General features: G+C 57.7%; 17 protein-coding genes. 9 read left to right on the plus strand and 8 right to left on the minus strand.

What is annotated here, in order from left to right:
- Window positions 1–34: 34 nt before the first annotated feature.
- The 4 genes from HV107_RS16360 to HV107_RS16375 all read right to left on the minus strand — a co-directional run bounded on the left by HV107_RS16360 (window position 35) and on the right by HV107_RS16375 (window position 5,300).
- Window positions 35–1,063 (minus strand): methionine synthase, encoded by a 1,029-nt coding sequence (locus tag HV107_RS16360; protein WP_182059960.1) that lies wholly within the window; start codon window positions 1,061–1,063, stop codon window positions 35–37.
- Between the two features lie 27 nt (window positions 1,064–1,090).
- On the minus strand, window positions 1,091–2,074 hold the full coding sequence (locus HV107_RS16365; protein ID WP_182059961.1) for a DUF1852 domain-containing protein: 984 nt from the start codon (window positions 2,072–2,074) through the stop codon (window positions 1,091–1,093).
- Between the two features lie 214 nt (window positions 2,075–2,288).
- The gene (gene entD / locus HV107_RS16370; RefSeq protein WP_182059962.1) at window positions 2,289–2,936 is read right to left on the minus strand and encodes an enterobactin synthase subunit EntD; all 648 of its coding nucleotides are present in this window, start codon (window positions 2,934–2,936) and stop codon (window positions 2,289–2,291) included.
- 114 nt (window positions 2,937–3,050) lie between these two features.
- Window positions 3,051–5,300, minus strand: a complete 2,250-nt coding sequence (locus tag HV107_RS16375) for a TonB-dependent siderophore receptor (RefSeq protein ID WP_182059963.1) — start codon at window positions 5,298–5,300, stop codon at window positions 3,051–3,053.
- A gap of 207 nt (window positions 5,301–5,507) precedes the next feature.
- Between HV107_RS16375 and fes the strand changes: the two genes are divergently transcribed.
- From fes to entF, 3 genes are read left to right on the plus strand one after another with little or no spacing between them, the layout of a single operon-like run.
- Complete coding sequence (fes, locus tag HV107_RS16380; protein ID WP_182059964.1) at window positions 5,508–6,755, plus strand: enterochelin esterase; 1,248 nt, start codon at window positions 5,508–5,510, stop codon at window positions 6,753–6,755.
- A gap of 10 nt (window positions 6,756–6,765) precedes the next feature.
- Window positions 6,766–6,978: an MbtH family NRPS accessory protein gene (locus tag HV107_RS16385; protein ID WP_182059965.1), complete on the plus strand. Its 213-nt coding sequence runs from the start codon at window positions 6,766–6,768 to the stop codon at window positions 6,976–6,978.
- Entirely contained in the window at window positions 6,975–10,835 is a 3,861-nt protein-coding gene (gene entF, locus HV107_RS16390; RefSeq protein WP_182059966.1) for an enterobactin non-ribosomal peptide synthetase EntF, read from the plus strand. Before HV107_RS16385 ends, entF begins: the two co-directional genes overlap by 4 nt.
- Before the next feature lie 59 nt (window positions 10,836–10,894).
- On the opposite strand, the gene fepC is transcribed toward entF, so the two are convergent.
- Genes fepC through fepD form a run of 3 tightly spaced genes read right to left on the minus strand, consistent with a single transcriptional unit; the run spans window position 10,895 to window position 13,679 of the window.
- Complete coding sequence (gene fepC, locus HV107_RS16395) at window positions 10,895–11,689, minus strand: iron-enterobactin ABC transporter ATP-binding protein (RefSeq protein WP_182059967.1); 795 nt, start codon at window positions 11,687–11,689, stop codon at window positions 10,895–10,897.
- Entirely contained in the window at window positions 11,686–12,675 is a 990-nt protein-coding gene (gene fepG / locus HV107_RS16400) for an iron-enterobactin ABC transporter permease (protein WP_182063531.1), read from the minus strand. The genes fepC and fepG overlap by 4 nt, the downstream gene beginning before the upstream one ends.
- Window positions 12,675–13,679, minus strand: a complete 1,005-nt coding sequence (gene fepD / locus HV107_RS16405) for a Fe(3+)-siderophore ABC transporter permease (RefSeq protein WP_220458412.1) — start codon at window positions 13,677–13,679, stop codon at window positions 12,675–12,677. The genes fepG and fepD overlap by 1 nt, the downstream gene beginning before the upstream one ends.
- A gap of 112 nt (window positions 13,680–13,791) precedes the next feature.
- On the opposite strand from fepD, the gene entS reads away from it, so the two are divergent.
- Window positions 13,792–15,045 (plus strand): enterobactin transporter EntS, encoded by a 1,254-nt coding sequence (entS, locus tag HV107_RS16410; RefSeq protein ID WP_182059969.1) that lies wholly within the window; start codon window positions 13,792–13,794, stop codon window positions 15,043–15,045.
- 61 nt (window positions 15,046–15,106) lie between these two features.
- On the opposite strand, the gene fepB is transcribed toward entS, so the two are convergent.
- On the minus strand, window positions 15,107–16,066 hold the full coding sequence (gene fepB / locus HV107_RS16415) for a Fe2+-enterobactin ABC transporter substrate-binding protein (RefSeq protein WP_182059970.1): 960 nt from the start codon (window positions 16,064–16,066) through the stop codon (window positions 15,107–15,109).
- A 187-nt stretch (window positions 16,067–16,253) separates the two neighbouring features.
- On the opposite strand from fepB, the gene entC reads away from it, so the two are divergent.
- From entC to entH, 5 genes are read left to right on the plus strand one after another with little or no spacing between them, the layout of a single operon-like run.
- Complete coding sequence (gene entC, locus HV107_RS16420; RefSeq protein WP_182059971.1) at window positions 16,254–17,429, plus strand: isochorismate synthase EntC; 1,176 nt, start codon at window positions 16,254–16,256, stop codon at window positions 17,427–17,429.
- A 9-nt stretch (window positions 17,430–17,438) separates the two neighbouring features.
- On the plus strand, window positions 17,439–19,049 hold the full coding sequence (entE, locus tag HV107_RS16425) for a (2,3-dihydroxybenzoyl)adenylate synthase EntE (protein WP_182059972.1): 1,611 nt from the start codon (window positions 17,439–17,441) through the stop codon (window positions 19,047–19,049).
- Between the two features lie 11 nt (window positions 19,050–19,060).
- On the plus strand, window positions 19,061–19,915 hold the full coding sequence (locus HV107_RS16430; RefSeq protein ID WP_182059973.1) for an isochorismatase: 855 nt from the start codon (window positions 19,061–19,063) through the stop codon (window positions 19,913–19,915).
- Window positions 19,915–20,670, plus strand: a complete 756-nt coding sequence (entA, locus tag HV107_RS16435; protein WP_182059974.1) for a 2,3-dihydro-2,3-dihydroxybenzoate dehydrogenase EntA — start codon at window positions 19,915–19,917, stop codon at window positions 20,668–20,670. The genes HV107_RS16430 and entA overlap by 1 nt, the downstream gene beginning before the upstream one ends.
- Window positions 20,670–21,083, plus strand: coding sequence for a proofreading thioesterase EntH (gene entH / locus HV107_RS16440; protein ID WP_182059975.1), 414 nt, complete (start codon window positions 20,670–20,672; stop codon window positions 21,081–21,083). The genes entA and entH overlap by 1 nt, the downstream gene beginning before the upstream one ends.
- Window position 21,084 lies beyond the last annotated feature (1 nt).

Raw genomic sequence — 21,084 nt, forward strand, 5'->3', positions numbered from 1 at the left:
GTGCTTAAAGAGGGACAAATTGTTGACGGTGCGATCAGGACTGAAGCTCTTTACGCACGATCTCTGCGCCAGCGCTTAAAGCATTGAGTTTGCCCTGGGCAACCTGGCGGGATAACGGCGCCATGCCGCAGTTGGTGGATGGATAGAGCTTATCGGCATCGACAAACTGAAGCGCTTTTCGCAATGTACTGGCCACCTCTTCTGGTGTTTCAACGGTATTCGTTGCCACGTCGATGGCGCCCACCATCACTTTTTTGCCGCGGATCAGTTCAAGCAGATCCATTGGCACGCGGGAGTTATGACACTCCAGCGAGATGATATCGATATTCGATGTTTGCAGTTTAGGGAAGGCTTCTTCGTACTGCCGCCACTCTGAACCCAGCGTTTTTTTCCAGTCGGTATTGGCTTTGATGCCATATCCGTAGCAGATATGTACTGCCGTTTCACACTTAAGCCCTTCAACGGCACGCTCTAACGCGGCAATGCCCCAGTCATTCACCTCATCAAAGAAAACGTTAAAGGCAGGCTCATCGAACTGGATAATATCGACGCCAGCAGCTTCAAGCTCTCTGGCTTCCTGGTTGAGTATTTTGGCGAATTCCCAGGCTAATTTTTCGCGGCTCTTGTAGTGGTTGTCATAGAGCGTATCGATCATCGTCATCGGGCCGGGCAGCGCCCATTTAATCGGCTGGTTGGTGAGCTTGCGTAAGTATTTGGCATCGTCGACAAAAACGGGTTTTTGACGGGCGACCGCACCCACAACCGTCGGAACACTCGCGTCGTAGCGATTACGAATTCGGACTGTTTCGCGTTTTTCAAAATCAACGCCGCTGAGGTGTTCAATAAACGTGGTGACAAAATGCTGACGCGTCTGTTCACCGTCGCTGACAATATCGATGCCTGCACGCAGTTGATCATCCAGAGACAAACGCAGGGCATCCTGTTTCCCCAGAATTAACTCTTCATTTTGTAATTTCCACGGTGACCAGAGTGTTTCTGGTTGGGCAAGCCAGGACGGTTTAGGTAAGCTGCCCGCCGTCGACGTGGGAAGTAAAATTTTCATAATGGATGACCTTTTATATTTCGTTAATCAAAGAGAGTAATTAGCAGACCATTGCTCAAGAATTGTCTTGTAAGGTTTGATAAAGTTCTCTTCTGTATATTTTCCCTGTTCAATAGCCAGCTGACTCCGCTCTTCCCGGTCATAAACAATTTTGGTTAATGAATGATCCTGGTGATTCAGGTCAGGCTGGTAGCATTGGCCTGCCGCAGAGTTGGCATTGTAAATTTCAGGCCGGTAAATCTTCTGGAATGTCTCCATCGTGCTGATGGTGCTGATAAGCTCAAGGTTCGAATAATCACTCAGCAAATCACCCGCAAAGAAGAACGCCAGAGGTGCCGCGCTATTTTTTGGCATGAAATAGCGAACCTGTAACCCCATTTTATTGAAGTATTGTTCAGTCAAAGAGGTGCCGTCTGGCTGGTACTCCAGGCCGAGAACAGCATGCTGCACGCCGGTCTGATGATAGGTGTCTTTACTTGAGACGCTCAGGCAGATAACCGGTGACTTTTTGAAGTTAGCCTTGTATTCACTGGAGTTAACGAAATGCCTGAAGATATTCCCGTGCAACTCGCCAAAATTTTCAGGAATGCTGAACTGTGCCTGGTTTTTATTATGTTCGGACAGTAATACGCTAAAGTCATAATCACGGACGTAAGAGGAGAAGTTATTCCCGACAATACCCTCAATACGTTCATTGGTTTTTTTATCAACAATGCTGGTTTTCAAAATTTCAATCGCCGGGAAAACCGTGCTGTTACCTTCACTGCCGATATTCATTTCAACAGAGATAATATCCAGTTCAACCGAGTAGCGATCGCCTTTAGGATTATCCCAGTGCGCCAGCGTATTAAAACGATTGTTAATCATCGCTAACGTGTTGCGCAAATTCTCCTGACGATTTTTTCCTCTGGCCAGATTAGCGAAGTTGGTCGTAATACGCGTGTTTTCTGAGGGGTTATAATTTTCATCGAAAGCACTGCGTTTAATCGCAAATGTAAAATTATTATTCATCGTACTTTGCATCCTGGGCTCTGAGATGAAAACGGTTCGCTTTTCTGGCTATTCCTGAGGGGGTTGAGTTACTCAGTTGCCGTTTTCATGTTATGAATTAGTTAACATGGCTTAATTTATGACAGAGCCTCTGGATGAGGAAAAGCGACTTAATTTCAATACAACATGAGTTATCTTCATGATCGGGCGGAGGGCAGGGCGAGGAAGTTGAGTTTTACTCAACCAACAGCGTGCAAATATGGGCGTTAATCATCGTCCAGGCGAGGGTGAGCGGCTTACCTTTGCTAAACGGCCCTGCGTCTTTTGCCAGCGCCAGAACGAGAGTCTTATTATCCAGTTGGGTCACGCGTGCGCAGTCAAATTCCATGTATTCCTGTACCTGAGGAAAGAGGGCTTTAAACAGGCTCTCTTTGGCGCTGAAGGCAAGCGTCAGGGCAAGGGCAAAAGGATAACCTGAGCGGGAAAGCACGGCCTCTTCCTCTGTATCAATCACCCCGTCTTTGATTTCGTGAGCTTCACTTTCGGCGAGGATGGCTTCGCAATCGATGCCGATAAGAGCATGTTGATTCCGGGTGGCGACCGCCATCGCCTGCGTGCCGCTGTGGGTGATGCTACCTGAAACGCCTTCCGGCCAGAGCGGTTCGCCGCTGGGGCCGATGCCGGGAACGGCGTGGTCAGGTAAGGCATGGGCGGCGGCGATGCGGCCTGCCAGATGCTCGGCTTTGCGCTTGCGTCCGGCATCGGTCAGTTGGGTGTGGTGGGGGAGCCAGAGCAGATCGGCATCAGTGAAGGTGGTGGGATCGAAGGTGACGTGATGGACGGTGTGGCTGGCGAGAAGGAATGTGGTGTGAGTGGATTTCATGTTATTCCTTTTGAGTTTGTGCGGCCTGATGCCCTCACCCCGACCCTCTCCCACAGGGAGAGGGAGCAAACACAAAAAACGGCAACCGAGGTTGCCGTTTTACTTTTACCTTGCTTAGAAGTGCGTATTCACACTCATATACCAGGTACGGCCAGGTTCATTATACGTGTACGCACCCGCACCGTACATATATGCACCCGTCGTGGTGTTACCCGTGGTCTGGGCATTACCCGCACGCCACTGACGCTTGTCAAAGACGTTATCCACGCCGCCAGTCAGGCTGACGTTTTTGGTCACATCCCAGGTCGCACTCAGGCCAACAATGCTGTACGGGCTGACTTCATCTTTCTCAGAGCCGGTAACAGGCTGACCTTTGTAGTTGTATTTCTTCGGCTGCTGCTTGCCGTACCAGGTGAAGGTCGATTGCAGCGACACATCCTCTTGTACCTGCCAGCTCAGGGTAGAGTTCAGCGTGTACTCTGGGATGATCGACAGACGATCGCCCGTCTCCTTGTTCTTGCTTTGCAGCATATAGGTAATGTTGTTGGTCCAGTTGATCGTATCGCTTACCGGTACGTTCAGTGAGCCTTCCAGACCTTCTACCACGGCTTTCGGAACGTTTTCCCACTGGTAGATATCGGTCTGAACTTTACCGGAAGAGGTATGGCCAATTGGCGCATAACCCGCTTCAATCTTGTCGCGGTAGTCGTTGCGGAACCAGGTCACACCCGCCTGCCAGCCGTTGTGTTTCCACTCCAGACCAATCTCTTTGTTGATGCTGGTTTCAGCTTTCAGGTCGTCGTTACCCATCATGTAACAGCCCACGCCGTCAGAGCTTGCATAGCAACCCTGGCCTTTGCTGTACAACAGGTAGTTCGGGTTCGTCTGGTACAGGCTTGGCGCTTTATAAGCACGCGCAATACCCATCTTCAGGGTGAAATCATCGCCCAGGCCTTGCGACAGGTTCAGGGACGGGCTCCAGTTGTTGCCCACAATGGTGTGATGATCGAAACGCAGTGCCGGGGTCAGCATGGTGCTGTCGGTCAGCTCCATGTTGTTTTCCGCGAACAGGGAGAAGATCTCAGCCGATGAATATGGGCTACGATCGTTGCTCATGCCCGGGATCGTACCGCCTTGCTGAGTCTGGGTGTTAGAGGTGGAATCTTTCATCCGCTGCTGGTTCCACTCAGTACCCAGGGTCAGGTTCTGGTTGACCAGGAAATCAATCGGCAGGTTGATTTCACTGTGCAGCATCACGTCAGACAGGTCGGTGTCGGTGAACTTATTGCTGTTGAACAAGCCTTCCAGACCGCCTGCCAGCCCTTCGCCCAGACGGGAGTTACGGGTGTGCTCATACTGCGCCCAGTTGCTGGTGGTGATGCCATTATCCCAGCCGCCGTTCCAGCTCACGGCAAAGTTCTGGCGGTAAATACGGTTAGTCTCTTTACCGTAGTTTTTCTTCACCAGGCCGTTGGAGCTGTTGTCGTTGTTGGTGTTCTGCGTGTCGCCCGCGTAGAGGTTGTTCTGGCGGCTGTAGCCCGCTTCAAACTCCAGGGACTGCATTGGCGCAAAGTCCCAACGCACCACGCCGTTGATGTCTTTGTTTTCTACCCCTTCACGGCCTGCTGGCAGCGTGTCGGCATAAGCACCGGTACGTTCAGATTCATGACCCTGGTTGATATCCCGCGCATCGGCCTGGGTTTTATCCAGGTTACCGTACATACGGAAGCTGAAATCGCCGCCCAGCGGGCCGCTCAGGCTGAAGTTGGTACGCTTGGTCGAACCTTCGTCCTTATGTTCTGGCGCATTCAGGTAGGTGTTCCAGGAACCATGCCACTGGTTGTCGAAATTCTTGGTGATGATGTTTACCACACCACCTGCCGCACCGTTACCGTAACGCGCTGCCGCCGGGCCACGGATAACGTCGATACGCTCGATCATTTCCGGTGGAACCCAGCCGGTATCGCCACGGGTATCACGCTCGCCACGCCAGCCCAGACGGATGGAGTTACGGCTGGTAACCGGCTTACCATCGATCAGGATCAGGGTGTTCTCAGGGCCCATACCACGGATATCAATCTGACGGTTGTTACCGCGCTGGCCGCTGGTGGAGTTACCGGTCAGGTTAACGCCAGGCATAGTACGGATGATTTCAGCAACGTCGCGGGCGGGAGGATTTTTACGGATTTGATCGGCCGTAATGGTCGATACGCCAGGCGCTTGCAGGTTTTGCTCAGCGGCGGTGATCACCATCGTGTCTTCGTGCTGCGCGGTGGTGGTTTTGTCGTCTGCCAGGGCTGGCAGCGCGACGCCGTAAATCCCTAAGTTGACCAGCAAGGCCAGGGAGTGAATCTTCTTATTCATTGTACGTCCTGCTTTTCGCGCCGCATCCCCTGGCTCCGTTCCCGAAAGGGAGAGGAGGCGGCATGTTGTCACCCGCATTTGCGTAAGCAGCCCTGTCCTCGAGCGCACACAATGCGTGGCATGTTTATTTTATGAGCGCGCTTCCCACAGCGCGGGCACTACGCTATTGCAAATGCAAATAGTTATCAATAATATTATCAATAAATTTTGTCTTGTAACAAAAAAAGACACGATAAACATGAGGTTAAAAGCGTGACGGCGTTAACAACGGGAAGTGATGCCTGGTGGCAGTCAAAAAACGGCCCTGAATGGGTGCGTGACAAGGGGAGGTATCGCGTCACATTCTGGTGGCGTGACCCAGCAGGAACACAGGCATCTTCGGCGGTGAAGCGCGTCTGGCTCTATATCACCGGCGTTACCGATCACCATCAGAATGCCCGCCCGCAATCTCTCGAACGCCTTCCCGGAACCGACGTCTGGCAATGGCAGGGCGAGTTCAGCCCGCAGTGGCGCGGCAGCTACTGTTTTATCCCTTCTGAGAACGAACATGATTTTGCCGATGCGGTATTTCACGGTGAGCAGCCCGACCGCATGGCGCTGCGTGAAGGCTGGCGCAAGCTGCTGCCCAACGCGGTGTGCGATCCGCTGAATCCGCAGAGCTGGCGAGGTGGGCGCGGACATCCGGTATCGGCGCTGGAAATGCCTGAAGCACCGGTTCAGCCTGGCTGGGACCGCCCCGATACCTCTTACCGGCAGCCGGTCTGCATCGAATGGAACAGCGAGCGGCTGCGCAACCGTCGCCGCGTGTGGATTTTTACCACTGGTGATGCCAGCCCGGACAGCCCGCTGGCGGTGTTGCTCGACGGGCAGTTCTGGGCCGAAAGCCTGCCCGTATGGCCAGCACTGGCGTCACTGACGGCTGAGCGCAAATTGCCGCCTGCGGTCTATCTCCTGATCGATGTTATCGACACCGCTCACCGCAGCGTTGAGCTGCCCTGTAACCCCGATTTCTGGCTGGCGGTGCAGGAAGAACTTCTCCCGCTGGTAAAAACCACCACGCCATTCAGCGATCGCGCCGACTGCACGGTCGTGGCAGGGCAAAGCTTTGGCGGGCTCTCTTCTCTTTATGCTGGTCTTAACTGGCCGCAGCGTTTTGGCTGCGTGCTCAGCCAGTCTGGCTCCTACTGGTGGCCGCACCGTGGTGCGCAGCAGGACGGGCTGCTTATCGAACAACTTAAAGCGGGTGAAAAAACCGCACGCGGGCTGCGCATTGTCCTTGAGGCGGGGCGTAACGAACCGCTTATCTTCCGCGCAAATCAGGCGATTTACGCCGAGCTACAACACACACAGCAGCAGGTTTACTGGCGTCAGGTTGACGGCGGACATGATGCGCTTTGCTGGCGCGGTGGGCTGACACAGGGGCTGATGACGCTCTGGCAGCCGCTTATTCAATAACGGAGTCTGTATGGAATTCAGTAATCCTTTCGATAATCCGCAGGGACAGTTCGCCATTTTGTGTAACGACCAGGCGGAATTCAGCCTGTGGCCGCAACAGTGCGCACTGCCTGCCGGCTGGCGTGTGGTGTGCGAACCGCAATCCCAGGAAGCGTGCCAGCAGTGGCTGGCAGAACACTGGCATACGCTTACGCCTTCCCATTTTGCGGGAGAGCGCCCATGAGCAAACATCTTCCCCTAGTCGCTGCACAGCCGGGGATCTGGATGGCAGAGCAACTTTCCACGTTGCCGAACGCCTGGAGTGTGGCGCATTACACCGAGCTGAAAGGCGATATTGATGCGCCATTGCTGGCAAAAGCGATAGTCGCAGGCATGATGCAGGCCGACACATTACGCACGCGCTTTACAGAAGATAACGGCGAGGTGTGGCAGTGGGTAGACGATGCCATGTCGCTGCCTGAGCCGTCGATCGTAAAGGCCGGTTCTCACGCCGCAGCCGTGGCGCTGATGGAGGCCGATCTTAACCAGAACCTGCGCGTGGACAGCGGTCAGCCGCTGGCGTTTCATCAGCTGATTCAGGTCGGTGAACGTCACTGGTACTGGTATCAGCGTTATCATCATTTAGTGGTGGATGGCTTCAGTTTCCCGGCCATTACCCGCCAGATCGCTGCCATTTATACGTCATTGAGAAAGGGCGAAACCCCGCCAGTATCACCCTTTACACCGTTTGCTGAGGTGGTGGATGAGTACCAGCGCTATCGCGACAGCGAGGCGTATCAGCGCGATGGCGCATTCTGGGCAGAGCAGCGTAAGCAGCTCCCTTCTCCGGTGTCGCTTTCTTCCGCGCCGTTGCCGGGGCGTGCAGCCACTACCGACATTCTGCGGTTAAAAGTGGTTGCCGATAGCCGCGCCTTTAGCCAGCTGGCACAGGCAGCAGGGCAGGTGCAGCGTACCGATCTGGCGCTCGCGCTGGTGGCGCTGTGGCTTGGGCGCTTGACCGGGCGGCTGGACTACGCCGCCGGGTTTATCTTTATGCGCCGCATGGGTTCGGCGGCGCTCACCGCAACTGGCCCGGTACTTAACGTCTTGCCGATGGCGGTCAATATCGCCCCGCAGGAAAGCCTGCCGGAGCTGGCGCAGCGCCTTGCAAATCAGCTGAAAAAGATGCGCCGCCATCAGCGTTATGACGCCGAACAGATTGTCCGCGACAGCGGGCGTGCGGCGGGGGATGACGCCCTGTTTGGCCCGGTGCTCAACGTCAAAGTATTTGATTATCAGCTGGATATCGACAACGTTGAGTCCGCAACTCACACGCTGGCAACGGGGCCGGTGAACGATCTGGAGCTGGCGCTGTTCCCGGATGAACAGGGCGGGCTGAGCATTGAGATCCTTGCCAATAAACAGCGCTACGACGAGGCAACGCTCACACGCCACGTGGTGCGCCTGAACGCGATGCTGACCCAGTTTGCCGCCAACCCGGACCTGCGCTGTGGTGAAGTGGAAACCGTCTCTGAAGCCGAATATCAGCAGCTTGCACGCATCAATGACACCGGGCTGGCCTTACCTTCTGCCACGCTTGCCCGGTTGGTGGCCGAACAGGCGAGCAAAACGCCGGATGCGCCCGCCCTGGCGGATGCCCATATCGAGCTGAACTACCGCCAGATGCGCGAGCAGGTGGTGGCGCTGGCAAACCTGCTGCGTGAACGCGGCGTGAAGCCGGGCGACAGCGTGGCGGTGGCCTTGCCGCGCTCGGTGTTCCTGACTCTGGCGCTGCACGGCATTGTGGAAGCAGGTGCCGCCTGGTTGCCGCTGGACACCGGCTACCCGGATGACCGCCTGCGGATGATGCTGGAAGATGCGAAACCGTCTTTGCTTATCACCACCGACGAGCAGCTTCCGCGCTTTAGCGATCTGCCAATAACGTCCTTTAGTTACAACACACTATTACCTGTTGCGGGCCACGAACCGCTCAACCTGGCGAAGCCGGAACAGACCGCGTATATCATCTTTACCTCCGGCTCCACTGGCCGCCCGAAAGGGGTGATGGTCGGGCATACCGCCATCGTCAACCGCCTGATGTGGATGCAGGATCACTATCCGCTGGACGCGCGTGATGTGGTGGCACAAAAAACGCCGTGCAGCTTTGACGTGTCGGTGTGGGAATTCTGGTGGCCGTTTATCGCTGGCGCGAAGCTGGTGATGGCCGAGCCAGAGGCGCATCGCGATCCGCAGGCTATGCAGAGTTTCTTCGCCCATTACGGCGTCACCACGACTCACTTTGTGCCGTCGATGCTGGCGGCATTTGTGGCCTCGCTGACGCCGGAAAATGCCGACTGCTGCAAAACGCTGAAACAGGTGTTCTGTAGCGGGGAAGCGCTGCCAGCCGAACTGTGCCGCGAGTGGGAACAGCTTACCCATGCGCCGCTACATAACCTGTATGGCCCAACGGAAGCGGCAGTGGACGTGAGCTGGTATCCGGCGTTTGGTCCTGAGCTGGCGGCGGTTGACGGCAACAGCGTGCCGATTGGTTTCCCGGTGTGGAACACGGGGCTGCGCATTCTGGATGCGATGATGCGCCCGGTGCCGTTTGGCGTGGCGGGCGATCTGTATCTTACCGGGATCCAGCTGGCGCAGGGCTATCTGGGGCGTCCGGATCTGACGGCGAGCCGCTTTATTGCCGACCCGTTTGCGCCGGGCGAGCGTATGTATCGCACCGGGGATGTTGCCCGCTGGCTGGATAACGGCGCGGTGGAATATTTAGGCCGCAGCGACGATCAGCTGAAAATTCGTGGTCAGCGTATCGAACTGGGTGAAATCGACCGGGCGATGCTCTCGCTGCCGGACGTAGCGCAGGCCGTGGCGCACGCCTGTGTGTTTAACCAGGCGGCGGCAACCGGTGGTGATGCCCGTCAGCTGGTGGGGTACATCGTTTCGGAATCCGGTTTACCGCTGGACAGGGAGGCGCTGCTGGTCGCGCTGAAAGCACAGCTGCCGCCGCATATGGTGCCGGTGGTGTTGTTGCAAATCAGTTCCCTGCCGCTTTCGGCCAACGGTAAGCTTGACCGCAAGGCGCTGCCGCTACCGGAGCTGACCAGCAAAACCTCTGGCCGTACGCCGGAAAGCAAAACCGAAGTGGCCGTGGCGCAGGCGTTTTCCACCTTGCTGGGCTGCGAGGTGAATGATACTGAAGCCGACTTCTTTGCGCTTGGCGGGCACTCGCTGCTGGCGATGCGCCTGGCGGCACAGCTTAGCCGCGCGTTCGGGCGCAAGGTGACGCCGGGGCAGATTATGGTGGCCTCGACGGTCAGCAAGCTTAGCGGTTTGCTTGAGTCGCAGATGAGCGATGAACAGGCACAGCGTCTGGGGTATGAAACCCTGTTGCCGCTGCGTGAAAGCCACGGCCCGACGCTGTTCTGTTTCCATCCGGCATCCGGATTTGCCTGGCAGTTTAGCGTGCTGGCGCGCTACCTCAGCCCGCGCTGGTCGATAACAGGCATTCAGTCCCCGCGTCCGGACGGGCCGATGCAGCAGTGCGCCGATCTGGATGGCGTGATTGGACATCATCTGGCGACACTGCGCGCGCAGCAGCCGCACGGGCCGTACTATTTGCTGGGCTATTCGCTGGGCGGCACGCTGGCGCAGGGGGTTGCCGCGCGTCTGCGTGAGCAGGGTGAAACGGTCGACTTCCTCGGCCTGCTGGACACCTGGCCACCGGAAACGCAAAACTGGGCGGAAAAAGAGGCCAACGGTCTTGACCCGGCAGTGCTGGCGGAAATTGAGCGCGAGCGTCAGGCGTTTATTGCCGCGCAGCAGGGGCAGGGTTCCAGTGAACTGTTTACCGCCATTGAAGGCAACTACGCCGATGCAGTGCGCTTGCTGACCACGGCGCACAGTTCACGCTTTGACGGCAAAGCGACGCTGTTTGTCGCCGAGCGCACGCGAACCCAGGACCCGCATCAGGCATGGGCGCCGTGGGTGGGTGAGCTTGAGGTTTACAGCCAGGATTGCGCCCACGTGGATATCATTTCACCGCAGGCGTTTGAGAAGATTGGGCCGGTGTTGAAGGATATACTGGGATAGTGCGAATGCCCGTTGGGAGCACAATGTAGGCCGGGTAAGGCGTAGCCGCCACCCGGCGATTACCGCCGACCCAACGGCACCACCAGCGGCGTACCCGCCACCGGATCCGCAATAATCATGCAGCGCATTCCGTAGATCCGCTCGATAAGTTCCGGCGTCACAATCTCTTTCGGCGCGCCCTGCGCCACAATCTCGCCATCCCGCAGCGCAATCAGGTGCGTGGCGTAACGGCAGGCCTGATTTAAATCGTGCAGCACCGCCGCTAGGGTATAACCCTGCGTGCGATTCAGCTCGCTTAACAACTCCAGAAGATCAATCTGGTGGCTGATATCAAGCCAGGTCGTTGGCTCATCCAGCAGCATAATCGACGTTTCCTGGGCCAGCACCATGGCTATCCACGCGCGCTGGCGCTGCCCGCCGGAAAGGGTATCCACACTTTGCTGAGCGAGTTCAGTAATGCCCGTCGCCTGCATGGCGCGGTTCACCGCGTCGTCATCCTCTTTGCGCCAGCGGGTGAACAGCGGCTGATGGGGATAACGCCCGCGCGCCACCAGCTCCTGCACCGTGATATCCCCCGGCGTGGTGGCATTTTGCGCCAGCAGCCCGATGCGCCTGGCCACCTCTTTACTGGCAAAGCGCTGGATCTGCTCACCATCAAGGTACACGCTGCCGTGAACCGGTGTCATCAGGCGGCTCAGCGTTCGTAGCAGGGTCGATTTACCGCAGCCGTTCGGCCCGATAATCGCCGTAAAATGGCCATCCGGGATCGCCACGGTCAAATCTTTAGCAATGATTTTTTTACCGTAGCCGAGGGTTAAGTTGTCGCCGCGCAAGCGGGTTGCTGTCTCTGTCATTTCTTGCGTGACTCCTGAACTAACAAGATGATGAGGTAAATACCGCCCAGACTGACGGTCACCACGCCCACCGGAAGTTGATAAGGCATAAACAGCTGCTGAGCGCACAGATCGGCGGCCAGCAACAGCAGCGAACCGCACAGTGCGGCCTGGGTTAACCCCCAGCGTGCGGTGCCGGAAAGACGCCGGGCAATATGTGGCGCAACCAGCGCAATAAATGAAATTGGCCCGGCGATGGCGGTGGCGGCAGCGGTCAGCAGCACGGCCACCAGCATCAGCATCAGACGTGAACGCTCGACGCTGACCCCCAGCGCGCACGCGCTGTCGTCACCCATCTCCAGTAAACGCATCCGGCGAACCAGTAGCAGCGCGCCGATAAACATCAGCAGGATCAGCGGTGCGGCAGGCCAGGTTTTGGCCCATGTCAGGCCGTTCAGCGAGCCGGCATACCACAGCCCTGCGGAAAGCGCCGTTTCCAGAGAGGCCTGCAATAACAGCCAGGTGTTGAAGGCCATCAGCATGGCGCGCACGCCAATCCCGATGATGATCAAACGGAAAGTGTCGATGCCGTTACGCCAGGCCAGCGCCCAGATAACCAACGACGTCAAAATGCCCCCGGCCATCGCGGTAAAGGTAATAGCCGTCAGGTGTTGACCAAACAGCACCATCGCCACCAGTACGCCACTCCAGGCACCGGTATTGAGGCCCATCACGTCCGGGCTGCCGAGCGGGTTGCGCATCAGTGACTGGAAAATGGCCCCGCTGACGCCCAGCGCCGCCCCCACCAGAATGGCCATCGCGACGCGCGGCAGCCGCCATTCGGTGACCACCATGGTGATATTGCGCGGTGAGCTGCCGGTCAGGGCGTTAAAGACCTGGGTAAAATCGAGCGTCACTGCGCCGCTGCGCAGGCTCCAGATCGCCAGCAACACGCTGGCGAGAGTCAGCAGGAACACGCTGGTGAGTAAACGACGGGACGGGGCCATCATGCGCCACCTCCACGTTTACGCCGTACCAGGAAAATCAGCACCGGCGCGCCAATAAACGCGCTCACCACCGACACGCGCAGTTCGCCGGGAACCAAAAGGCGACCCACAACATCGGCAAATAACAGCAGGGCAGGGGGGGCAAGCAGCGTGACGGGTAGCGACCAGCGGTGATCGGCGCCCACCAGCCAGCGTGCCATATGCGGCATCATCAGGCCGATAAAGGCAATCGGGCCAACCACTGCCGTTGCGCTGCCGCACAGTACGGTGATCGCGAGAAGTCCAATTAATTGCGTGCGTGCTACCCGGTTGCCGAGAGCGGTGGCGGTGTCGCTGCCAAGACTCAGGCTGTTGAGCGAGCGGCTCAACAACAGCGCCACGGCAGCGGCAAGCGTCACCGGGATGATGACGGCCTTCAGGGTCTCAAGCGTGCGGATATCCAGCGAACCGGCCTGCCAGAAACGCAGCTGATCGTAAACGTCCGGGTTCAGCAGGGCGATGCCGCTGGTTAACCCTTCCAGCACCGCCGCAAGGGCAACGCCCGCCAGCGTCAACCGTACCGGGCTGAGCTGCCCTCCACCCTGGCTGCCGGTAAACGCCACCACCAGTGATGCCGCCAGTGCGCCGCAAAAAGCCATCACCAGTTGTTCAGAGGGCGACGTTAAACCAAACAGCGCTGCGCCAAGCACGATGGCAAAACTCGCGCCGGAGTTAACGCCCAGAATGCCCGGGTCGGCCAGTGGATTACGGGTGAGCGTTTGCATCAGTGCCCCGGCAAGACCCAGCGCACCACCGGCCAGCAATCCGGCAAGAGTTCGGGGCAGGCGAGCATCCAGCACGATGGTGCAGTCGGCACTCTGACAGGTGCCAGAGAGCGCATCGACAATAACGGAAGCCGGCAGCGATTTCGCGCCAACCAGCAAACTGAGTGCAATCGCAAGGATCAACAGCAGCAATAAAACGGGCACGGCAATGGCGCGCACCGCGGAAGAGGAAAACGACATAGCAACGCCCATGATTTGATAATGATAGTAATTATCGTTATCTATCTTATTTGGCTATGTTAGCATGTGCCGCCATGGAATTGGTATAAAAGAAACCAGACAAGGCCTTGTAATGACCCAAAAATCCTGGCTGCTCAACCTCAGCCTGCTCAAAACACATCCGGCGTTTCGCGCCGTCTTTATCGCCCGTTTTATCTCTATTTTATCCCTCGGCCTGCTCGGCGTGGCCGTGCCGGTACAAATCCAGGCGATGACGCACTCCAGCTGGCTGGTGGGGCTTTCCGTCACCTTAACCGGCGGGGCGATGTTTATTGGCCTGATGGTCGGCGGAGTGCTGGCAGACCGTTACGAGCGTAAAAAGCTGATCCTGCTGGCGCGCGGTACCTGTGGGGTGGGGTTTATCGGGTTGTGTCTGAATGCCATGCTGCCGGAGCCGTCGCTGATTGCGATTTACGCGCTGGGGCTGTGGGACGGCTTTTTTGCCTCCATCGGGGTGACGGCTCTGCTGGCGGCAACGCCTGCGCTGGTCGGGCGTGAAAACCTGATGCAGGCGGGGGCGATCACCATGTTGACCGTGCGTCTGGGCTCGGTGATTTCGCCGATGGTGGGGGGCCTGCTGCTGGCAACGGGCAACGTGGCGTGGAACTACGGCCTGGCGGCGGCAGGGACGTTTATCACCACCTTAACGTTGCTGCGTTTACCGGTTCTGCCGCCTCCACCACAGCAGCGTGAGCACCCGCTGAAATCACTGATGGCAGCGATCCGTTTTCTGTTCAGCAATCCGCTGATTGGCGGCATCGCCCTGCTGGGCGGTTTGCTGACGATGGCGAGCGCCGTGCGCGTGCTCTACCCGGCGCTGGCAGGCGAGTGGCAGATGAGTGCCTCCGAGATTGGCGTGCTGTATGCGGCTATCCCGCTGGGTGCGGCGTTTGGCGCACTGACCAGTGGTAACCTGGCGCAGAGCGCGCGCCCGGGGCTGATTATGCTGGTGGCAACACTGGCTTCGTTTATCGCAATTGGCTTCTTCAGCCTGATGCCGGTGTGGGCGCTGGGCGTGATGTGTCTGGTTATCTTTGGCTGGTTGAGTGCTGTCAGCTCGCTGTTGCAGTACACCCTTATCCAGACGCAGACCCCGGAAGGGATGCTGGGGCGGATTAACGGCCTGTGGACGGCGCAGAACGTCACGGGTGATGCCATTGGCGCGGCGATCCTCGGCGGGCTTGGCGCAATGTTGACCCCAATGGCATCGGCGAGCAGCAGCGGTTTTGTGTTGGCTGTTGTTGGCGGGATCCTGTTAATGGGATTAGCAGAATTGCGCCGGTTCAGGCAGGAGGGGGAAGGATCCTGTAGGTCGGGTAAGGCGTAGCCGCCACCCGACAAAACGCCCGGTGGCGCTGCGCTTACCGGGCCTACGGGGAACGTGCCTCTTATTTGAAAATTGAATTCAAACGCTGCAAGACTAACATCGCGCTGTAATAATCCAGACGGAACGTCTCCGTGCCTAATGCCCAGACGCGTTTATTCTGCACCGCTGGCAGGTGTGCCAGAAGTGGATTGGCATAAATCGCATCCACATCTTTCTGGTCACCGGCAAACAGGAACAGGCCTTCGCCGTTCAGCCCGGTTGCCAGATTTTCACCGCCTAACTGAATGATGTCGTGGCGCTTGCCCTGACTTTTTGAGGTCTGCAATCCGGCAGGCAATTGTGCAAGGGCAAAGCCCAGTTGATGCAGCAACTTGCCCTGCGCCGATTCAGCCGTCCACAGGTTTGCGCTGTGCGCGGCGGCGGTATAGACAATGGCATTCACCGGCTGCGGCGGCAGCTTCATCTGCTGTTTCACCAGGGCGAGCTGTTTATCAAATTCCGCAATGCGGGCCGCAGCCTGTTTTTCCTGCCCGGTAATGGTGCCGAGTTGTGTCAGCAGTTCCTGCCAGCTTTTGTCGTCGTAGTTGATGACAAGCGTTGGCGCGATGGCAGAAAGCTGTTCATAGAGGGCGAGGGCAGAATCACCGCCCGTGGCGCTAATCAGGATCAGGTCCGGCATCTGAGCGGCAACGGCTTCGGCGCTTGGCTCGCCAATATACAAACGCGTGAGCTTACGCTGTTTCGCGATATCCCCCCACTGACGCAAAAAACCCTGGACATCCGCCACCCGATTATTTGGCGTGGTCGCACCGCTGGCGATGACCGGCGCATCAATCGCCAGCAGAGAGCCGGTCAGGGTCACGCTGGTTGAAACAATGCGGGTGGGTTTGCTTTCAAGCGTGTGAATGCCGTGGCTGTCGGTCACCTGGCGTGGCCAGTCGGCGGCGGTGGCTGAGGTAAGTCCTAAAACAAAAAGTCCTGTTAAAAGAAGGGCATTACGGTAAACGGCAGGGAGTTTCACAACGTCACATCCTGTTTTTATTGAGGTTAATGCTTCTCATTTTCATGATTGCAGCGAAGGGATGCAAGCGATAGTCGCACAAGTTGTTTGCTCCGCGGTTGACACCGGGGCGTTGTACGATTAGGTTAGCCATCGAAATATAAATGATAATCATTATTACTGCTTTTATCATTTTAAGGAGGATGATATGGATACGTCATTGGCTGAGGACATCCAGCACACCGCGACCACGCTGCAATCAGACAGCTTTTTCTTTATGTCGCCTTATCGCAGTTTTACCACGTCAGGCTGTTTTACCCGCATATCTGAATCCGCCGTCGGCGGTGATGATCCGGCAGGTGCCTTCCAGCAAAAAGTCGCCCAGGCTTTCCAGAAAGCGAAAACCAGCGGAATTGCTCACCCGATCATGGTGGGGGCTATCCCGTTTGATACGCGCGAACCGTCGTCCCTGTTTATTCCGCAAAGCTGGCAGGCCTTCTCTCGCCCGGCGCGTCAGCAGTCTTCCCGTTATTTCTCTGACGCTCAGGCCCTGACAGTAAACACCCGCACTGAAATTCCACAGCAGCCGGTCTTTGAACAGATGGTTGCGCGCGCGGCTGCGCTGACCGCCACGCCACAGGTGAACAAGGTGGTGCTGTCTCGACTGATTGATATCTCAACCGAAGAGAAAATTGACAGCGGCGCGTTGCTGGAACGGCTCATTGCGCAGAACCCGGCCAGCTTTAACTTCCACGTCCCGCTGGAAGATGGCGGCGTGTTGCTGGGCGCGAGCCCTGAACTGCTGCTGCGCAAAGACGGCGCGCACTTTAGCTCGCTGCCGCTGGCAGGTTCGGCGCGTCGTCAGCCAGATGATGTGCTGGACAGAGAAGCAGGTAACAAGCTGCTGGCCTCGGAAAAAGACCGCCACGAGCACGACCTGGTGACCCAGGCGATGAAAACCATTCTGATGCCACGCAGCCACCATCTGAGTATGCCGGCATCTCCGCAGCTCATCACGACCCCGACGCTGTGGCATCTGGCCACGCCGGTGGAAGGGGAAGCGCGTGAAAACGAAAACGCACTGACGCTGGCGTGTTTGCTGCACCCGACGCCTGCATTAAGTGGTTTCCCGCATCAGGCGGCAAAACAGCTGATCGCGGAGCTGGAGCCGTTCGACCGCCAACTGTTTGGCGGCATCGTGGGCTGGTGTGACTGCGAAGGTAACGGCGAGTGGGTGGTGACCATCCGCTGCGCACGCATTCACGACAAGACCGTTCGCCTGTTTGCCGGGGCGGGCATTGTTCCTGCCTCATCACCGGTGGGCGAATGGCGTGAAACCGGAGTGAAGCTCTCCACCATGCTGAACGTTTTTGGTTTGCACTAAGGAACAATTATGACTGTCCCCTTTACCCGTTGGCCGGACGAGTTCGCCCGCCGCTATCGTGAAAAAGGCTACTGGCAGGATCTGCCTCTGACCCGCATTCTGACCCGCCACGCCAGTAATGACGCGGTGGCCATCATCGACGGTGAGCGCCGTTATACCTACCGCCAGTTGAATGAGGCGGTGGATAACCTTGCCAGCGCGTTACAGTCCCGGGGGCTGAAACGCGGCGATACCGCGCTGGTGCAACTGGGGAATGTGGCTGAGTTTTACATCACCTTCTTTGCGCTGTTGCAGGCGGGTGTTGCGCCCGTTAACGCGCTCTTTAGCCATCAGCGCAGCGAGCTGAATGCCTACGCGATGCAGATCAAACCGGCATTGCTGATTGCCGATCGTGACCACGCGCTGTTTGCCGGCGATGAATTCCTCACGGCATTTGTGAATGAGCACCGCTCGGTGCGCGTGGTGTTGCTGCGTGGCGATAACGGCGAGCACGCGCTGGAGGCGGCGATTGCACGTCCGGCGGATAATTTCATCCCGAACCCGACCCCTGCCGACGAAGTGGCGTTCTTCCAGCTTTCTGGCGGGAGCACCGGCACGCCGAAACTGATCCCGCGTACCCACAACGATTACGACTACAGCATTCGTCGCAGTAACGAGATTTGCGGCATTACCGCAGACACCCGTTATCTGAACGCGCTGCCTGCGGCGCATAACTATGCCATGAGCTCGCCGGGATCGCTTGGCATCTTTACGGCAGGCGGCTGCGTGGTGCTGGCGAACGATCCAGGCGCCACGCTCTGTTTCCCGTTGATTGAAAAACACCAGATTAACGTGACCTCGATGGTGCCGCCTGCGGTCAGCCTGTGGTTACAGGCAATTGTTGAAGGCGCGGGCAACGCACAGCTGCGGTCGCTGAAGCTGTTACAGGTGGGGGGCGCACGACTCTCTGCAACACTTGCCGCGCGAATTCCGGCAGAGATTGGCTGCCAGCTCCAGCAGGTATTTGGTATGGCGGAAGGGCTGGTGAACTACACCGCACTCGACGATTCCCCGGAACGGATCATGAACACTCAGGGCCGCCCGATGTGCCAGGATGACGAAGTGTGGGTAGCCGATGAGCACGGCAACCCACTGCCTCGAGGCGAAGTGGGGCGGCTGATGACGCGTGGGCCATATACCTTCCGTGGCTATTTCAACAGCCCGGCGCACAACGCCAGCGCCTTTGATGCCAACGGTTTTTACTGCTCCGGCGATCTGATCGCCATTGATGAACAGGGTTACATCACCGTGCAGGGGCGCGAGAAAGATCAGATCAACCGTGGTGGCGAGAAGATCGCCGCAGAAGAGATCGAAAACCTGCTGCTGCGCCACGCGTCGGTGATCCACGCGGCACTGGTGAGCGTGGAAGACGACCTGATGGGTGAGAAAAGCTGCGCCTGTCTGGTGGTGAAACAGCCGCTGCGCGCGGTCGAAGTGCGTCGCTTCTTGCGCGAACAGGGCGTTGCCGAATTCAAACTGCCGGACCGTGTGGAGAGCGTTGATGCGCTTCCGTTAACGCCCGTCGGCAAAGTCGATAAGAAACAGTTGCGCCTGTGGCTTGCTGAACGCGCCCAGGGCTGAGGAACAAGAACATGGCCATTCCAAAATTAACCGCTTACGCACTGCCCACTGCCGCAGACCTGCCGAACAACAAAGTGAACTGGGCGTTTGAGCCAGAGCGTGCTGCGCTGTTAATCCACGACATGCAGGAGTATTTTCTGAACTTCTGGGGCGAAAACAGCCCGATGATGGCGCAGGTGGTGGCGAACATCGCCAAAATTCGCGCTTACTGCAAAGAACACAACATTCCGGTTTACTACACCGCCCAGCCGAAAGAGCAGAGCGATGAAGATCGTGCCCTGCTGAACGACATGTGGGGGCCGGGTCTGACCCGTTCGCCGGAGCAGCAGCGTATTGTGGCTGAACTGACGCCAGATGAAGCCGACACCGTGCTGGTGAAATGGCGTTACAGCGCATTCCACCGCTCGCCGCTGGAATTGATGCTGAAAGAAACCGGCCGTAATCAGTTGCTGATCACCGGGGTTTACGCGCATATCGGCTGCATGACCACCGCCACCGATGCATTTATGCGTGATATCAAACCGTTCTTTATTGCCGACGCGCTGGCCGATTTCACCCGTGAAGAACACCTGATGTCGCTGAACTACGTGGCAGGGCGTTCCGGCCGCGTGGTGATGACCGACGAACTGCTGCCATCCGTTCCGGCAACCAAAGCCGCGCTGCGTGAGCTGATCCTGCCGCTGCTGGATGAGTCCGATGAGCCGATGGATGACGAAAACCTGATCGACTACGGTCTGGATTCGGTGCGCATGATGGCGCTGGCCGCACGCTGGCGCAAAGTGCATGGCGATATCGACTTTGTGATGCTGGCGAAAAACCCAACCTTCGATGCCTGGTGGGCGCTGCTCTCCCGCGAGGTGAAGTAATGGTTGGATTCGATTTTACCGGCAAAACCGTCTGGGTGACGGGGGCAGGTAAGGGCATTGGTTACGCAACGGCCCTGGCATTTACCGGCGCAGGTGCGCAGGTGATCGGGTTCGATGTGGCGTTTCCGCTGGGGGATTATCCCTTTGCTACTGAAACCCTGAACGTGGCGGACTCCGCGCAGGTGAGTGAGGTGTGCGGGCGAGTGCTCGCCTCTGTTGATCGCCTCGACGTGCTGGTCAATGCCGCCGGGATCCTGCGTATGGGCGCAACGGACCAGCTCTCGCAGGAGGACTGGCAGCAGACCTTCGCGGTGAACGTTGGTGGGGCGTTTAACCTGTTTCAGCAGACAATGGGCCAGTTCCGCCGTCAGCAGGGTGGGGTGATGGTTACCGTCGCGTCTGACGCGGCGCACACACCGCGTATCGGCATGAGCGCCTATGGCGCGTCCAAAGCGGCGCTGAAAAGCCTGGCACTCACCGTCGGGCTGGAGTTGGCGGGGAGCGGCGTGCGCTGTAATCTGGTGTCGCCGGGTTCAACCGATACCGATATGCAGCGCACGCTGTGGAAAAGTGACGATGCAGAACAGCAGCGTATTCGCGGTTTTGGCGAGCAGTTTAAGCTTGGTATCCCGCTGGGTAAAATCGCCCGTCCGCAGGAGATTGCCAACACCATTCTGTTCCTGGCATCCGACTACGCCAGCCATATCACCTTGCAGGATATTGTGGTGGACGGCGGCTCCACGCTGGGGGCGTAATGATCTGGAAACGTCATTTATCTCTCGACGCGCTGAACGCGACCAGCCAGAACACCATGGTGGCGCATCTGGGCATTGTCTATACCAAAATCGGTGACGACACGCTGGAGGCCGAAATGCCGGTGGATGTGCGCACGCATCAGCCGTTCGGGTTGCTGCACGGCGGGGCGTCTGCCGCACTGGCCGAAACGCTTGGCTCAATGGCCGGTTTTCTGATGACCCGCGACGGACAGAACGTGGTAGGCACAGAACTGAATGCCACGCATCATCGCGCGGTGTCTCAGGGTAAGGTGCGCGGCATGTGCCAGCCGCTGCATCTGGGGCGTTCCAGCCAGAGCTGGGAGATTGTGGTGTTCGATGAGCAGGGACGGCGCTGCTGTACCTGTCGGTTGAGTACCATGGTGCTGGGTTAGC

It is taken from the genome of Enterobacter sp. RHBSTW-00175 (assembly GCF_013927005.1).
Classification (GTDB): domain Bacteria; phylum Pseudomonadota; class Gammaproteobacteria; order Enterobacterales; family Enterobacteriaceae; genus Enterobacter.

What these genes read in the sequence shown, in the direction of transcription:
- HV107_RS16360 (WP_182059960.1), bottom strand. Translation starts at nt 1,063, where the DNA reads ATGAAAATTTTACTTCCCACGTCGACGGCGGGCAGCTTACCTAAACCG.
- HV107_RS16365 (WP_182059961.1), bottom strand. Translation starts at nt 2,074, where the DNA reads ATGAATAATAATTTTACATTTGCGATTAAACGCAGTGCTTTCGATGAA.
- entD (WP_182059962.1), bottom strand. Translation starts at nt 2,936, where the DNA reads ATGAAATCCACTCACACCACATTCCTTCTCGCCAGCCACACCGTCCAT.
- HV107_RS16375 (WP_182059963.1), bottom strand. Translation starts at nt 5,300, where the DNA reads ATGAATAAGAAGATTCACTCCCTGGCCTTGCTGGTCAACTTAGGGATT.
- HV107_RS16385 (WP_182059965.1), top strand. Translation starts at nt 6,766, where the DNA reads ATGGAATTCAGTAATCCTTTCGATAATCCGCAGGGACAGTTCGCCATT.
- entF (WP_182059966.1), top strand. Translation starts at nt 6,975, where the DNA reads ATGAGCAAACATCTTCCCCTAGTCGCTGCACAGCCGGGGATCTGGATG.
- fepC (WP_182059967.1), bottom strand. Translation starts at nt 11,689, where the DNA reads ATGACAGAGACAGCAACCCGCTTGCGCGGCGACAACTTAACCCTCGGC.
- fepG (WP_182063531.1), bottom strand. Translation starts at nt 12,675, where the DNA reads ATGGCCCCGTCCCGTCGTTTACTCACCAGCGTGTTCCTGCTGACTCTC.
- fepD (WP_220458412.1), bottom strand. Translation starts at nt 13,679, where the DNA reads ATGTCGTTTTCCTCTTCCGCGGTGCGCGCCATTGCCGTGCCCGTTTTA.
- entS (WP_182059969.1), top strand. Translation starts at nt 13,792, where the DNA reads ATGACCCAAAAATCCTGGCTGCTCAACCTCAGCCTGCTCAAAACACAT.
- entC (WP_182059971.1), top strand. Translation starts at nt 16,254, where the DNA reads ATGGATACGTCATTGGCTGAGGACATCCAGCACACCGCGACCACGCTG.
- entE (WP_182059972.1), top strand. Translation starts at nt 17,439, where the DNA reads ATGACTGTCCCCTTTACCCGTTGGCCGGACGAGTTCGCCCGCCGCTAT.
- HV107_RS16430 (WP_182059973.1), top strand. Translation starts at nt 19,061, where the DNA reads ATGGCCATTCCAAAATTAACCGCTTACGCACTGCCCACTGCCGCAGAC.
- entA (WP_182059974.1), top strand. Translation starts at nt 19,915, where the DNA reads ATGGTTGGATTCGATTTTACCGGCAAAACCGTCTGGGTGACGGGGGCA.
- entH (WP_182059975.1), top strand. Translation starts at nt 20,670, where the DNA reads ATGATCTGGAAACGTCATTTATCTCTCGACGCGCTGAACGCGACCAGC.